Source organism: Bradyrhizobium sp. CCGUVB1N3 (assembly GCF_024199925.1).
In the GTDB taxonomy this organism is placed as follows: domain Bacteria; phylum Pseudomonadota; class Alphaproteobacteria; order Rhizobiales; family Xanthobacteraceae; genus Bradyrhizobium.
In genome coordinates this window covers 3887564-3902378 of sequence record NZ_JANADR010000001.1, presented here as the reverse complement: position 1 = coordinate 3902378, position 14815 = coordinate 3887564, and the positions used below count along the sequence as shown (strand labels likewise).

Annotated in this window: 12 protein-coding genes and 1 pseudogene; 8 read left to right on the top strand and 5 right to left on the bottom strand. The window is 64.3% G+C overall.

The annotated features are described in order from the left end of the window. Window positions 1-71: 71 nt before the first annotated feature. Genes NLM33_RS18505 through NLM33_RS18495 form a run of 3 tightly spaced genes read left to right on the top strand, consistent with a single transcriptional unit; the run spans window position 72 to window position 1007 of the window. Entirely contained in the window at window positions 72-464 is a 393-nt protein-coding gene (locus NLM33_RS18505; protein WP_254097509.1) for a hypothetical protein, read from the top strand. A 1-nt stretch (window position 465) separates the two neighbouring features. Continuing rightward, window positions 466-831, top strand: a complete 366-nt coding sequence (locus NLM33_RS18500; protein ID WP_254097508.1) for a hypothetical protein — start codon at window positions 466-468, stop codon at window positions 829-831. Next, window positions 828-1007: a hypothetical protein gene (locus tag NLM33_RS18495; RefSeq protein WP_254097507.1), complete on the top strand. Its 180-nt coding sequence runs from the start codon at window positions 828-830 to the stop codon at window positions 1005-1007. Before NLM33_RS18500 ends, NLM33_RS18495 begins: the two co-directional genes overlap by 4 nt. Window positions 1008-1181: 174 nt before the next feature. Here NLM33_RS18495 and NLM33_RS18490 read toward each other — a convergent pair. Continuing rightward, a pseudogene (locus NLM33_RS18490) lies at window positions 1182-1451 on the bottom strand (IS3 family transposase); the annotation flags it as partial. A gap of 212 nt (window positions 1452-1663) precedes the next feature. Here NLM33_RS18490 and NLM33_RS18485 point away from each other — a divergent pair. Then, window positions 1664-1909: a CesT family type III secretion system chaperone gene (locus NLM33_RS18485; protein ID WP_254097506.1), complete on the top strand. Its 246-nt coding sequence runs from the start codon at window positions 1664-1666 to the stop codon at window positions 1907-1909. A 1839-nt stretch (window positions 1910-3748) separates the two neighbouring features. Here NLM33_RS18485 and NLM33_RS18480 read toward each other — a convergent pair. The 4 genes from NLM33_RS18480 to NLM33_RS18465 form a co-directional block, all read right to left on the bottom strand. Next, window positions 3749-5020, bottom strand: a complete 1272-nt coding sequence (locus NLM33_RS18480; RefSeq protein WP_254097505.1) for a site-specific integrase — start codon at window positions 5018-5020, stop codon at window positions 3749-3751. A 332-nt stretch (window positions 5021-5352) separates the two neighbouring features. Beyond that, the gene (locus NLM33_RS18475; protein WP_254097504.1) at window positions 5353-6168 is read right to left on the bottom strand and encodes an arylamine N-acetyltransferase; all 816 of its coding nucleotides are present in this window, start codon (window positions 6166-6168) and stop codon (window positions 5353-5355) included. A 130-nt stretch (window positions 6169-6298) separates the two neighbouring features. Next, the gene (locus NLM33_RS18470; protein WP_254097503.1) at window positions 6299-6475 is read right to left on the bottom strand and encodes a hypothetical protein; all 177 of its coding nucleotides are present in this window, start codon (window positions 6473-6475) and stop codon (window positions 6299-6301) included. A 10-nt stretch (window positions 6476-6485) separates the two neighbouring features. Continuing rightward, window positions 6486-6719: a hypothetical protein gene (locus NLM33_RS18465; RefSeq protein ID WP_254097502.1), complete on the bottom strand. Its 234-nt coding sequence runs from the start codon at window positions 6717-6719 to the stop codon at window positions 6486-6488. Window positions 6720-6983: 264 nt separating this feature from the next. Here NLM33_RS18465 and NLM33_RS18460 point away from each other — a divergent pair, with 264 nt between their 5' ends. From NLM33_RS18460 to NLM33_RS18445, 4 genes are all read left to right on the top strand, one after another. Continuing rightward, the gene (locus NLM33_RS18460) at window positions 6984-9002 is read left to right on the top strand and encodes a sorbosone dehydrogenase family protein (RefSeq protein WP_254105829.1); all 2019 of its coding nucleotides are present in this window, start codon (window positions 6984-6986) and stop codon (window positions 9000-9002) included. Then, complete coding sequence (locus NLM33_RS18455) at window positions 8959-9900, top strand: SMP-30/gluconolactonase/LRE family protein (protein ID WP_254097501.1); 942 nt, start codon at window positions 8959-8961, stop codon at window positions 9898-9900. The genes NLM33_RS18460 and NLM33_RS18455 overlap by 44 nt, the downstream gene beginning before the upstream one ends. 117 nt (window positions 9901-10017) lie before the next feature. After that, complete coding sequence (locus NLM33_RS18450) at window positions 10018-11043, top strand: histone deacetylase family protein (RefSeq protein ID WP_254097500.1); 1026 nt, start codon at window positions 10018-10020, stop codon at window positions 11041-11043. Window positions 11044-11255: 212 nt separating this feature from the next. Further along, the gene (locus NLM33_RS18445; protein WP_254097499.1) at window positions 11256-14708 is read left to right on the top strand and encodes an AAA family ATPase; all 3453 of its coding nucleotides are present in this window, start codon (window positions 11256-11258) and stop codon (window positions 14706-14708) included. The last annotated feature ends 107 nt before the right edge of the window (window positions 14709-14815 follow it).

Below are 14815 nucleotides of genomic sequence, written 5' to 3'. Positions count from 1 at the left end.
CTCGGACGCTATCGGCCCGACGTGCTGACCGACCCGGATTCCTGGACGAACGAGCCTGTCGAAGAGGATTGATGCGGCGGCGCGGCCACATCTCGTTCAAGACGAAGCTCGCGGCGACGCTTTGCGAGATGCTGACTGACGACGGCACCGGCAAGCTGGTGAAGATCATCCCGCACGAGGATGCGGTGAAGATGACCGAGGACCAGGTGCTCTCGCTCTTCCGGTTCGATCATGGGCTCTATCACGCGCAAGGCGGCTCGGATGAGTTCTGGAATTTGACGCCGATGCTAATCGAGGAGCACAACGTCAAGACGCGCGAGCGGGATATCCCGCAGATGGCAAAGACGCGCCGGATCGAGAAGGCCGGGGAGGAATTCCGGGCGCGGCTCCTGGCCAAGGATCGGGGCGAGCCCCGACCGCCCAGCCGCTGGCCGAAGCGCAAGTTTGGCCGCAAAGGAGCGTGAGATGGGCGACGATAAGATTTCGCGCCTCCCGGTCAGATTCAAGGACCCGCCCGCTGGCGAGCCGTCGTTCCTCAAGGTGGTCGACCGCTGGGGCGACCGCGACGGCTGCGATCATCGGTCCTACTACGTCGAAGGGCGCGGCTTCGTCCCGGTGACCTACTATCTGCGCGAGGGCGAGACCGAGGTGGAATGCGGGCGCTGCCATACTCGGCTCGATCCGATGTTTGTCCTGCGGATCATGGCGAGCGAGGAAACGCAGTGGTCCCGCGCGCGCGAGCGCTATATCGACGAAATGCAGCGGCTTCGCGAACGCAGCCGCACCAAGTGCTGGCACTGCGGCAAGATGACGGAGATCAGCCGACGATGAACACGCAGGTTATCGCGACCAAGGTCTGCAAGGCGTGCTGCAACGAGAAGCCGCTCGGCGATTTCTATGTGCAGGTGCGCCCCGGCCTCCGGGACGCGACGATGACGGTCTGCAAGGAATGCCACCGCGAGCGCGTCAAGCGCGCCACCGCAGAACGCAAAAACAGCTCCGCGTAAGCGGCGTGTAGTAACGAGCTGCCCGCAGCCGATGACATCGGCGCTGAGGAGTCTCTAGCGGTGGAAGGGTATCCCCCGTCCCTTGGTAATCTCCAACTGCACGCTAGGCGCGAGAGGTTGAGGCACATGCGGGTTACCCAAGAGAACGCTCGGCTGCAAGCGCTGTTCATTTTAGAACTCTATCCATGCGGCGATGCCGGCCTCGCGGCCGTCGGCGTAGCCCTTGAGGTAAATATCCTCATGCTTGAGGGAGCGCCACAGCCGTTCGATGAACAAGTTGTCCATCCAGCGGCCGCAGCCATCCATGGAGATCTTGATCCTGGCCGCAAGCGCGCCGGTGAAGGCCGCGCTGATGAATTGCGAGCCTTGATCGGTGTTGAAAATCTTCGGTCGGCCGTGTCGTGCCAAGGCGTCGTCGAGCGCCGCCAGGCAGAACGAGGTGTCAGTCACACGCCTGAAACATACAATGGTTAAGGTTAGAAAGACTGTCATGGAGGGGCATTGTGGCATGTGCTTTCTCTCAGTGGCTCAGCCACTACTCCAGTACAATGAAGCTGGACGATATTGGGGACTTCGCTCGGGATCGAACGCTGATTGTGCACGACATTATCTGCACATTCATTCATCCATGTGGAGACCGACAGGATTTAGCCGCCGTGCTGCTCGACGCGGGCATGATTTCTACGGCCGCCGAGCATGACTTGGTTGGACTTGCATTGTCCCGAAACCTTGAGAACTTCCTGCTTGGTGCGCCGCTGTTCTTCGTCAATCCGTCGAGCCAGCACCTTGTTTTGGGTCAGAGGTTCGATTTTGCGCAGATCGACCCGCCAACATTCGCGCCGTTGCTTGATGCGCTGGCACTGCAGGCCAAAGCTTGGCTGCACGGGCGGAGCCGTGGCTGAGGCTCTGCGGGGGAGCAAGAGCGATCCAACCCCTATTCGAGTGTGGGTCCCAGATAACGTCGGTGGTCCGCCTACGCTAACTGATGACCAGCGACGAACGCACGAAAGCACATCCGAACAACTCTCAATGGCCTGTGAAATTGTCGCAACGGGGACACCGTGCTCTGGAGATTCTCGCGACGAACAGGATGTTGCAGGGCACGCAGAACCCCCGCTCCGGGACAGCGAATCGCAGTCACCCGATGCGATCGCGCGAACGGAGCGTCAAGAGGTGCGCTCTGCTGGCCGCGACCGATGGTGGTATCGGACGGCCGTGCTGTTAATGGTGATCGCAGTATTGGGGGCGTTAGAGACCTTTGTTGGTCGCCTCGCTGGGGCGGGGGTGAAAAAATACTCCGTTGATTCGCAAAATCCACAAAAGGGCAGCGATACTGCGATGGCAGTACATGCTGCGGTCAGCATAGTGATGGGATCAATCGCTGGCGCAAGAGCGGGCGTGCACACATGGCGGGCGACAGGCAATTGGCAGGCTTATTGGAGAGGATTTCGCGGAGAGCGGTCGGCGCCATCAGCGGCCCTCTCACTCGCCGGAACGCCCAACGCGCCCGCAGACCAGCTCTTGCGTTTCGTAGCCAGCCTGGGAGCGGCCGTGGGAACATTCGTCCTCACGGCGCACACCGGCGGCACAATGGCCCGTGCAAACCTTCACGGCTCACCGGAGGAGAAGGCCTCCGCCTACGAAGCAGTGGTTCGGTCCAACGCCAACATTGCTTACAGCTACGTCCGCGAGATCTTAAACCTCGTGTCTTATGCCTCCCAGCTTGTATCGAACGATGCCCTACTGACCCCGCCAGGATGGGGGGCCAGTACCGCGGAATACACCCTCAATCTGGTAGGACAATTGTTAGCTCGATCTGCGTTCGACCAGTCCCAGACGGGGCGCATCGATCTTCGCTGGCCGGCAATCTCAGCTGGGGCCGAGGCCTTCGACGTCGCCTTTACCTCCGGAGCTGCTCGTCTTGCCGAGCCCGACAGGCCCGTAAGAATTGGGCGTGGTCGTCTAGCCGAGGGCACTTCTGCCGAGGCAAATCGGCCGTCAAGGCTCACTGTCTTTGATGCGTTCGATCGGGTGACACAACGTGCCGTTGGTCGGCAACTTGTCGGCGAAATATGTGGTTCTGTGCCAAGGCGTGGACACTGGCTTGCTGCGGGAACGCATTTGCGCGAACTGACCTGGCAAGCCGAAAACGCCAGTCGTGGCCATGGTGCCGGTAGGTTCCCCGGTGATCCCGAGTCGCCACTCGTCGAGGGGCCGCCGAATGCAGGCAGCAGCGGGGAACCACCGACGCTGCGGCAAGAAGCTACGGAGCTCCCGTCGCCTGTGGATCTGAATACACCGCCGCCAGACATCGCTAGGCCATCATCGTCTGGCGAGGCTGGCCCGAGCTTCGTGGATCGATCCTTAGAGGAGGATGTCGGATATCTCGTCCTAGGCTGGGAGCACGGCTGCCAACGGGCTCCGCCCTGCATAATCCGCGTACTGAGCACAAGGGGCCAGCTGCCGAGGACGCCGCTTGAGCGCGCAAACTTGCGGATACACGGTCACACTTACACAGCGCACCTGGAACCAGGGAGTGGGGGGCCGACCATAGACAATCCGCTAGGCGGCAACATTATGCTCGTCCCGCAACTTGGGAACTTGGGCTCCAGCCCCCCGTCTTCCCATCCGGCCATGGCCAGCCCTCCAAGAGCCCACCCATGAATCATCGAAAAATTTTCGGGAATCCTATAAAGCGCGGCGAAACCGACAATCTGCCAAAGCAGTGCTAATTGGCTTCATCACGCCGCTGCTAGCGGGATGACGTTATCGGACGGTACGACCTCGTGATCGAGCAGAGCGCGGCGCGAGAGGTTGCCGGAATGCTCGGTGATGAACTTCGAATAGGTCCGCTCGATTTCCGCTACCGAGGTGTTGTGGCTTGCAGCGACGACTCTGATGGGGACGTTGAGCAATAGGTTGCGGACGATGCTGCTATGGCGCAAGGCGTACATGCCGACCTCGTCCGGATCGAGCCCGATGGCCTTGACGACCTCGGCAACGTCGTCGCGATAGTCGTCAGAGACGCCCTTGCCATCGACGCCCCAGGTCTTGCCGTTGCTCCGTACCAGGAGCGGCGCGCTCGCGGGGCGACCCTTAGCCGCCTTCGCCAGCCGTTCGGCCAGCGCCGGGGTGATGTGCACGGTGTAGCGCTCGGCCTTTTTGCTGGTGCGGTTGCGGCCGCCGCCCTTGGCCGACTTCGGCATCATCAGCCTCGGCTCGGTCTTGTGCGCGATCAGGTCCCGCACGCAGAGCCGAGCAGCTTGCGAGGGCCGCGCCCCGCTCTGGGCCAGCACCTCGGCGAACTCTCCCAGCTTTTCGTCGTGGGCATAGGCACCCGCGACAAAGCCGACGACCTGCCCATCGGCCAGGATGACATTGTTGACCTCGTTGGCATCCGGCAGCATTTCGAGCCCGGTCGTCCAGGCGTGCTCGTTCTTGATGCGCCGGTCGCTCGCCGCGGCGAGGTTGAGCGCGGCCCTGATCACTTTGCAGTACCGGTTGACGCTGGCCGGGACCATCTTCGCCAGCAGGCCATCGCGCCACTTGCGCAGCTCCTGCGCATCGAGCAGCGGCACTGGCTTGCTCAAGAGGCTGGCGGGCAGATGGCCCTTCGGGGTCGTAGCGTTGCTGGCGTTCGCGCCGCGCGAGACCAGGTCGTCCTTGTAGCGGTCCATCGCGATGCCGAGGGTGACGGGCTTATTCCCTTGCTCCTCCTCAACTTCATCCTGGTCGCCGCCGCGCACCAGCTTGCGGGCTTCGGTGACGGCTTGGCCGTAGTTGAAGATCGTCTTTGCATCGGGCTTGTCGAAGTCGTCGGCGACGCCGAACTTCTTCAGCCACTCACCGCCCTGGCCATCAGCGGCGCGGATCGACCAAGTGCCTGCGCCTTCGTTGCGGCGATAGCCAAGGGAGAGGCCGGGGCCGAGCCGTTGCCAGTAGGGCTTCTTGCGGATAGCGAGCCTCAATCGCGCGGTCGGACTTTCAAGAGAATAATTGCGGGGCTTAGCCATGATCTTGCACATTCCTGTTTGTTTTAGTGTCCGGCCCGGTGTCGGGAAGTGCGGGGTGCAACCTCTTGCGCCCCACTTCAGGACTGTGCAGAATTTACTATGGATATCATGGGTTTAGAAGCCGCCTGGCTAATGCAAGACGCTGCAAGGAAGTGCAAACTTTTCCCCTTGTGGGAGAAGGTGTCGCGCGCAGCGCGACGGATGAGGGGGCTTTCCGCGAATTCGCTGCGACAGGTTCACTGGCGGAGAGAGACCCCTCACCCGGCTTCGCTGCGCGAAGCCACCCTCTCCCGCAAGGGGAGAGGGTAAGCCAGTACGCGTGTCTCGAATGTCTATCCCCCGATCTTCGCAAACACCTCTTCGACCGGCACGGGCGGCTCGACGTTGAACGTTTGATGCAGCACCCGGCCGAGCTCGTCGGCGCCGTCGATCGTGCGCTCGCTCTTCACCTCGCCGTCGCGCCCTTCGATGGTCAGCCGGCGGTTGGCGAGCTTGTAGCGCACATCCGCTGCGACGCGTTCCATGATCAGCGTGCTGGTGAAGGGTGCGGCCGAGCTGGTCGACGTGAAATAGTTGCTGAGCTCGTAGTCGGACTGGATCTGCGGCACGAGGTCGAAGACATACATCGTGCGCCATCCCGGGGGCCGTTGCGCGCTGATCGTATAGAGGCCGTCGGTCTCGACGAGGCGATAATTGCCCATCGCGGTGCGCTGCTCGATGTTCGTCTCGAGCTGCAGGGGCGCGTCGAGCACGCAGGCGCCGAAGCCGACATCGGCAATATGAGGCCCCTCGGGCAGCTCGACCTTGAGCAGCATATGTGTCTTTGGCCCGAGCGGGCTGTCAGGTGCGGCCATCCAGCGCACCCGGGCGCAAAGGCCCGTGACGCTGAAGCCGATGCGTTCGAGCGCCGCCTTGAACAGCGCATTCTGCTCGAAGCAATAGCCGCCGCGCCTGGAATCGACGAGCTTGGCCTGCACGGCCGGCAGATCGAGAAGGACGGGCCGGCTCAACAGCGGATTGAGCCCCTCGAACGGGATCGCATCGACGTGAGCGCTGTGAAGTGCGGTGAGCGTGGCCAGATCCGGGTTCACCGCCCCGCGATGGCCGATGCGCGCCAGGTAATGATCCAAGTGGAATTCATTCGACATGAAATGGTCCCTGCAGCCTGAAAAGGCGGGCAAGGTAGACAAGGCTGTTCCCTGTTGGAAGCTCTAACCGTCGCGGGAGGCGTGGTCGGGACTGGAAAAGACGACGTGCTTCGGTCCGGCGAGCCCGGGCTCAGAGCCGGCCATCCCTGCGACGGTTGCCGTGCTTGGCGTGCCATTTCGGCCCCGGACCGCGCATGTAGTGCAACTCGGGACGGTAGGGATTGCCCGCGAGCTTCACCAGCGTCTGCCACCGCGTGGCGATCGCGGAAACGTGGTGGCGAAACAGCGTGAGCGAAGCGATCAGCATGGCATTGTCCTCAGTGCGGCTTGCCCAGCATGGAGCTGAACGGCAGGTCGAAGATCTCCTCGCCGTCATCATCGCTGACGTGCAGGATCCAGTCGCGCCAGTCTTCCTCGCCGGGGACCATGATCATCGAGTGCATGATTTGCGCGGCGCGGTCGCGGGCCTCGGTCAGGTTCGACACCGCGGTGCCGCGCCGGTCGATCAACAGGCCGTCAGTATTCGAGCAGTGAAAATAAACTTGGACCATAGCCGCCTCCTCCACGAAGCGATTCGGACGCAATTCAACCCATAACACTCTGACGTTGTCAGAAATATTCGGGTTCAACCCGGTAAGGGAATTTACGGATGTTCCGATTCACGGGACGGTGAGCGCGTTACCGATTCTTAACCTTCACCTTCGGCTGGACGGCGCAACCGAGGCGTGGAACTCTGGATTTGCCGGCGTCGAGGGGAGGGGGCCTTGCAATCCACGAGAAAAGCCTTTGGCTGGCCGCGCGCGCTTGCATGCGTTCTGCTGGCTGCGGGGCTTGGCCTTGCGCCGCCGGCATCGTCCGACCAGATCCGGAAAAGCGGCTATGCGATCGGCGCGGATACCTGCGGCAGCGGCGATCTCGCCTTCCCCAAACTCAAGATCGACCTCCGCCAAGGGTTTTGCGCAGGTCTCGTCGCCAGCGAAGAGGATCATCTCAAATTCCCGCGATCGATCATCCAGATCCCCGGTCATGAGCTGTTCGTGGTCGCTGACATGGGCGGCTGGGGCCACACCGACGGCCGGCTGCTGCTGCTCGATCCCCGCGCAGCCGAGGGCAAGCGGATCAGGGAGCTGCTGACGGGGATCGAATATCCCTTCGGTCTGGCGATCGGTCCCGACAAGAAACTCTATGCCTCCACCGACGAGACGATTTTCCGCGTCGATCCGCTTGCCGACAATCCGCGCAGCACGGTCGAGACTGTCCTTCACCGTCTGCCGGGCCGCCGGCTGACGCTACCCGACGGCACCAAGCTCGAGGAGAGCGCGCATCCGCTCAAGCAGTTCGTGTTCGACCGGACCGGGCGGCTGTTCGTCAATGTCGGCTCGCATAGCGACGACTGCATTACCCACCCGCCAATCACGCGGCCTTGCGCGCCGGCGGAAGGCGCCTCGGCACTCGCCGCGATCTGGATGTTCACGCCGCCTTCAGGCGGCGTCTTCCCGACATTGAAGCCCAACGATCCCAATCCGCCGCACGAGGTCTATGCACGCGGCTTGCGCAACTCGATGGCGCTGGCGCTGCATCCGCAATTTCCCGATCCCGGCTACGCCTTCCTGCAAGGCGAGAACGGCCGCGACCTGCCTGATATCTTCAAGCCGAACGAGGAGATCAACGCGATCGAGCAGGGCAAGCACTACGGCTGGCCCTATTGCTACGACCTCTCGACGGTGAGCCCGGAATTCAGGCTGGTGCTGCAATCGGGTCCTTACAAGAACCTCTGCACCAACGGCGCCCTCTACAAGCAGCCGTTTTCGCTGCTGCCGCCGCACGGCGCGCCGCTCGGCATGCTCTACTATCACGGCCAAAAGTTTCCGGAGCTGGAAGGCAGGCTGCTGATCGCGCTTCATGGCTATCGCCCAACCGGCAGCCGTCTGCTGGTCTATGACGTCGACGATCACGGTTTCCCCAAGGGGAATCCGCCGCCGGTCCGCTACCATGTGAGCTGCGCCGCCGAGCCGACGCGCAGCTTCCAGACCCACGCGGGCGAGGTCGCGGCGGCGCGTTTCGAGGAGCTGATCTCCGGCTGGCACCGCGTCAACGGCGCGCGGCCTCAGGGCGCGCCGGTCGGCATCACGGTTGCGGAGGATGGCGCGATCTGGCTGGTGGAGGACAAGAACCAGACCGTGATCCGGATCGACCGCACTGATGCCAATGCGCCGGAGCCGCTCCCCTGCGACATGCGCAGCGCGGCGCAGGTCAACCAGCTCGCCGCCTTCGTTGCCAAGGACGCACAGAACAGGGATCGGCTCTCGGCACTGCGCAAGGGACTCGTGGAGAAGCACTGCGTCGGCTGCCATTCGGATTTCGGTCTCAAGCCGGGCCAGGCGGACCCCGAGAAGGATCAGACCGTGCTGCGCTTCATGTTGTCGCAGGACGGCTGGATCTATCCCGGTGATCCCGGGTCCGGAAAGCTGCGCACCCGCCTGCGCGGGCTCGGCGCGGACAAGCTGATGCCGCCGGGCGGCGAAGCGCTGGCGAAGATCGAGCCCGGCTACGCCCGCCTGCTCGACTATGCGGACTCGCTGGTTGCAAGTATGGTTCCGGGAACGCGTATGCGCATCAAGCCCGGCCCGCCGACGCGCAAATTTGTTGCGCGCAGCGGCAAGGAATGCGGCGAAATGCCGGCCGCCAAGGTCGTCGTCGTGACACAAAGGATCGCTGTAGACAAAGCCGGCTTCAGCCGGTTCTACCGGCCGGCCGATCAATATCTCAACGGCGAATGCACCGACGACGATGGCTACTACATCCAGCAGAACGATCTGGTGCCTCTGCAGTAGCGTGCTCCTGGCGATCGCCGCGCAGCCGGCCCTTGCCGAGATGAAGCTGTTCGAAAGCGCGCAGGTGACGCCGGCGGGCGAATACACCTTCGGCATCGAAGGGCCGGCCGTCGATCTCGACGGCAATCTGTTCGTGGTCAATCTCGGCAAGCCCGGCACGATCGGCAGGTTGCCGGCGGGAAGTGCGGCCTCCGAGACGTTCGCGGAGCTTCCGCAAGGCAGCGTCGGCAACTCCGTCCGCTTCGATCGCGACGGCACCATGTTCGTCGCCGACTACAAGGGGCACAACATCTTCGCGCTTCCCAAGGGCAGCGCGGAGGCGCGACTCTGGTTTCATTCCGACGAGATGAAGCAGCCCAATGACATGACGATCGCGCGCGACGGCACGATCTATGCGAGCGATCCGAACTGGAAGGGACGCGAGGGCCACGTCTGGCGCATCGTCAAGGTGAGCGACGGATCGGTGCAGGGCCAGCTCATGACGGCGCCGCGCGCGATGGGAACCACCAACGGCATCGATCTCAGTCCCGACGGCAAGACGCTCTACGTCGGCGAATCCAACAGCGGCGAGATATGGTCTTACAGCATCCGCGGTACGGAGCTCATCGATGCGAAGCTGATCAAGGCGTTCCAGCCCGACACCATCGACGGCCTGCGCACCGACGTCAGCGGCAGGCTCTATGTCGCGCGCATTCTCAAGGGCACGATCGCGATCATGAAGCCCAACGGCGCGGTTCAGCGCGAGGTCGCGTTGAAAGGCAAGGAGCCGACCAACCTCGCCTTCGGCGGCGACGACGGCAAGACCGTTTTCGTCACGCAGCGCCAGGGCGGCTTCATCGAGGCCTTCCGCACCGACCAGCAGGGCCGCGAGCATTGCCTGCAACGCGGCCGTTGCTGAGCGGCGATCCGCGTTCCGCGCAGGGCACGCACGCAAGATGCGGCACTGATCTTGCTTGCATCGTGGCGCCGCCGGGATCAAGACGTCATCCGATCCCAAGGCAATGGAGCCGCCCACGTGAAAGCCGTCCATACCGAACTGCATCGCAGCCACGATCCGCAATTCTTCCTGGTGCGCGGGGTCGTCAAGCGCACGACCGAGCAGCCCGAGCGCGCGGACCGGCTGCTCAAGGGTTTGAAGGACGGCAAGCATCAACTGGTCGAGCCGACCACATTCGGGCAGGGGCCGCGCGCGCGTGTCCATAGCCCGGAATATCTCGCCTTCCTCTCCGAGGCCTGGGACGCCTGGAGCGCGCTCGGCGATTCCGGTCCGGAGATGATCGGCAACATCCATCCGGTACGTCACGCCGCGACCTATCCGACGCATATCGTCGGCAAGCTCGGCTGGCACACCGCCGATACCGCCGCGCCGATCGGGCCCGGCACCTGGGCTGCGGCCTGCGCGGCGACGGATGTTGCGGCCACCGCGGCGCAGCTCGTGATGGACGGCGAGGATGCTGCCTACGCGCTCTGCCGTCCGCCCGGCCATCACGCCTATCGCGACATGGCCGGCGGCTTTTGTTTCCTCAACAACAGCGCGGTCGCGGCCGCGCATCTGCGGCTCAAGCACGAGCGCGTCGTGGTCCTCGACGTTGACGTGCATCACGGCAACGGCACGCAAGGCATTTTCTATGCGCGGCCCGACGTCTACACCATCTCGATCCATGCCGATCCGGTTGCGTATTACCCGTTCGTGTGGGGCTATGCATATGAGCGCGGCGAGGGCGAGGGGCTTGGCACCAATCTCAACATCCCGCTGCCGATCGGCACGGGCGACGACGGCTACATGCAGGCGCTCGCGCGTGCCGAGACCGCGATCGACGCATTCGCGCCCGGCGCGCTCGTCGTGGCGCTTGGTCTGGATGCCTCCGAGCACGATCCCCTCAAGGGCCTCAGCGTCACCACGCCCGGCTTCCGCCGCATCGGCCAGGCGATCGCGCGCATGGGACTGCCGACCGTGTTCGTGCAGGAAGGCGGCTATCTCTCCGATATCCTCGGCGCGAACCTGACGTCGGTGCTCGCGGGTTTTGAAGAGGCGCGGTGAAGCCCGTCTTCGCCTCTCCTCACGTGTGGGGCGAGGCCGGATCTTGCGAGGGCAAATCCCGGGTGAGCCGGGTGCCGTGCGTTTTCGATCCGATTGAGCTATTCTTCAAAAAACTGTGAAACGCGTCCCGTCCGAGGTGGAGTTTTGTCTCTCAAAGTTTGTGGTTGAGGGCATATTCTCTGCGGCGGAGTGTTCAGTCGAACGGAAGCAGCATGCTGGAGACGGAGCCGGGCGCGGCGACGGAAACGGATTTGAAAGGCTGGCTTGAGGGCGCGGGGCTCGGCCAATACACCGAACTTTTTGCACGGCATCGCCTCGGCCTCGATGTCATGCCCGACCTGACCGAGGCCGATCTCGCGGAGCTCGGCCTGCCGCTCGGCGATCGCAAGCGGCTGCGCCGGGCGATGGCGACGCTGCTTTCGCCCGAACCGGCCGGGCCTCCGCCTGTCCCGCTGACAGCGGCCCGCGCCGAGGTCGGCGCCGAGCGGCGGCAGCTCACCACCATGTTTTGCGACATGGTGGATTCGACGCCGCTCTCGGCCCAGTTCGACCCCGAAGACGTGCGCGACATGATCGCGGGCTTCCGCGAGACCTGCGTCCGCGTGGTCAAGCATTATGAGGGTTTTGCCGCCCGCTACGTCGGCGACGGCATCCTGGTCTATTTCGGCTATCCGACCGCACATGAGGACGACGCCGAGCGCGCGGTGCGTGCCGGGCTCGAGATCGTGCGGCTGCTGTCGACAGCCCGCGAGATCGAGCCGCGCGGCGCGCTGGGCCACGCGCCGGCGGTGCGGATCGGCATCGCCACCGGTCTCGTCGTGGTCGGCGATCTCGTCGGCCAGGGCACCGAGGAGCGCGATTCAGCAGTCGGCGAAACCGTCAACCTCGCCGCGCGGCTGCAGGGATTGGCGCCGCCGAACGGCGTGGTCATCTCCGCCTCCACACAGTCGCTGCTGAAGGGCAAGTTCGACTACCGCAATCTCGGCGTGCAGGCGCTCAAGGGTCTTTCCGAGAAGGTCCAGGCCTGGCACGTGGTGCGGCCCTCGCGTGTGGAGACGCGCTTCGCCGCGTCTATGGGCGCGCGGCTGACGCCGCGCGTCAACCGCGAGGAGGAGGTCTCGCTGCTGACGGGGCGCTGGCAGCAGGCGAGGCAGGGCGACGGACAGGTCGTGGTGCTGTTCGGCGAGCCCGGGATCGGCAAGTCCCGCATTGTCCAGGAGATATTCGGGGCCATCGCGGGCGAGCGGCACGGGCAGATCTCGCTGCAGTGCTCTCCGTACTATACCTCGACCGCCTTCTACCCGTTCAGTGCGCAGCTCAAATTCGCGCTCGGGCTCGACCGCGAGGACGCGACTGCAATGTCGCTCGCGAATCTCGAGGCGGCCGTGGCCGCCACGCGAAGCGACGTTGCGCAGGTGACCCCGCTGTTCGCCGCGCTGCTGTCGATCCCGACGGGCGACCGCTACCCGCCGCTCGACCTGTCGCCGCAGCAGCAGAAGGACGCGACGGTGTCCGCCATCGTCAATCATCTGCTTGGGCTTGCGCGCGAGCAGCCGCTCGTCATCGCCTTCGAGGACCTGCACTGGATCGATCCGACCTCGCGCGAGGTCATCGATCTTCTGGTCGACAAGGTGCATGGCCAGCCGATCCTCATCGTCATCACCGCGCGGTCGGAGTTTCAGCCGAGCTGGAATGCGCATTCGCACGTCACCACGCTGGTCTTGAACCGGCTGAGCCGGCAATTGCGCACGACCCTCGTCGAGCGCGTCGCGGGGCGGGAGCTGCCCAAGGAGATCGTCGAGGAGATCATCGTCAAGACCGACGGCGTGCCGCTGTTCCTGGAGGAATTGACCAAGACCGTCCTCGAATCCAACCTGCTGACCGAACGGCACGGCCGCTACGTGCTGTCCGGCGAGTGGCGGCAGCTCGCGATCCCGGCGACGCTGACGGACTCGCTGATGGCGCGCCTCGACCGCATGGGCCCGTTCAAGAAGATCGCGCAGATCGGCGCCACCATCGGCCGCGAGTTCTCCTACGAGACGCTTCACGCGGTCGCCAACACGCCCGCCGACCAGATCGAGGCGGCGCTCGATCATCTGGAGGAGGCCGGCCTGATCGTGCGCCACGGCCACCCGCCGGAAGCGCTCTACGCGTTCAGGCACGTGATGATCCAGAACGCGGCGCATGCCAGCCTGTTGCACAGCGAGCGGCGCAAGCTGCATTCGCGGATCGCCCAGGTGCTCGCCGAGATGTACCCGGAAAAGACCGCGCGCGAGCCCGAGCTTCTCGCCCATCATCTGACCGAATCCGGCCAGAGCGAAGGCGCCGCGAGCTTCTGGCTCAAGGCCGGCAAGCAGGCCGCGAAGACCGGCGGCAATCTGGAGGCGATCGGGCACTTGCGCCGCGGCTTGAGTGTCGTCCAGGCCAATGCGCGCATGCAGGGCGCCGACCAGATCGAGCTCGAGCTGCGTATCGCGCTGGGCAACGCGCTGATCGCAGCCAAGGGCTACGCGGTGCAGGAGGTCGAGGAGAACTACATCCGCGCCCTCGAGCTCGGCCGGCAGCTCGACGACGAGGAGAAGACGTTTGCGGCGACGCGCGGGCTCTGGGTCTGCCATTTCATCCGCGCGGATCTGACGCGCGCGCATGATCTCAGCGTCGAGCTGTTGAAGTTCGCCAAGCGCGTGCGGCTGAACGAGCGGGCGCTGCCCGCGCAGCGGACCGGCTATCTCATGGAGGCGCATCGTGCCATCGCGATGACCATGCTCTATCGCGGGCGTTTTGCGGCTGCCCAGCATCATCTGCACCGCTGCGTCGATCTCTACAGCCCCGATCTGCACGCCGACCTGATGGTGCGGCACGGCACCGATCCCGGCGTCGTGTCGCTGTCCTATCTCGGCTATCTCTTGTGGTTCCTTGGCCGCTCCGATGCGGCACGCCAGCACAGCGGGCAGGCGATCGCCAACGCCGAGAAGATCCGCCATCCCTTCACGCTCGCTTTCGCTCTGGTGTTCGGCGCCTATCTCTGCCAGCACCTGCGCGACGTCGAAGGCACCCGCGATCATGCCAACCGCGCCATGGTCATCGCCAGCGAGCACAATTTCCTGCACTGGAAGCAACAGGCTGCGATCCTGCGCGGCTGGGCGCTGACGCAGCTCGGCGATGTCGACGACGGGTTGAGTCAGATGCGCGTCGGCCTCGACGAATACGAGGCAATGGATTCCTGGCTCGCCGGCTGCTGGTTCAGATGCCTGTTGGCCGAGGCCTATGCGAAGGCCGGCTTCCGCGAGGCGGCCTTGCGCGCGCTCGACGGCGCGCTCGCGACCGCACGGCGCACCGGTGATCACTCCTACCTTGCCGAAGTCTATCGGTTGCAGGGCGAGATCACGCTCACCGAAGGCGGGCCGACCTCGGCCCATGATGCCGAAGATCTCTATCAGCTCTCGCTCGACGTCGCCCGCAAGCAGGGTGCACTGTCCTGGGAGCTCACGACCGCAATCAGCCTGGCGCGGCTCTGGCAGGACGCGGGCAAGGCCGGGCAGGCCGAACGGCTGCTCGGCCCCGTCGTCGGCAAGTTCAGCGAAGGTTTCCTGACGCCGGATCTGACGCAGGCGGTGCAACTGCTCAAGCAGCTCGGCACGCAACAGGTCGGCGTGGAGCGGTAAGCGTCGCCGTCGGGGTGAGAACGCGCCTCTGGCGCTTCCACGGCATTGCTCCGGGCCTGGCGACGGACGGCTACAGCCGGCGCTTGCCCCCATTTCACAATTTGCGC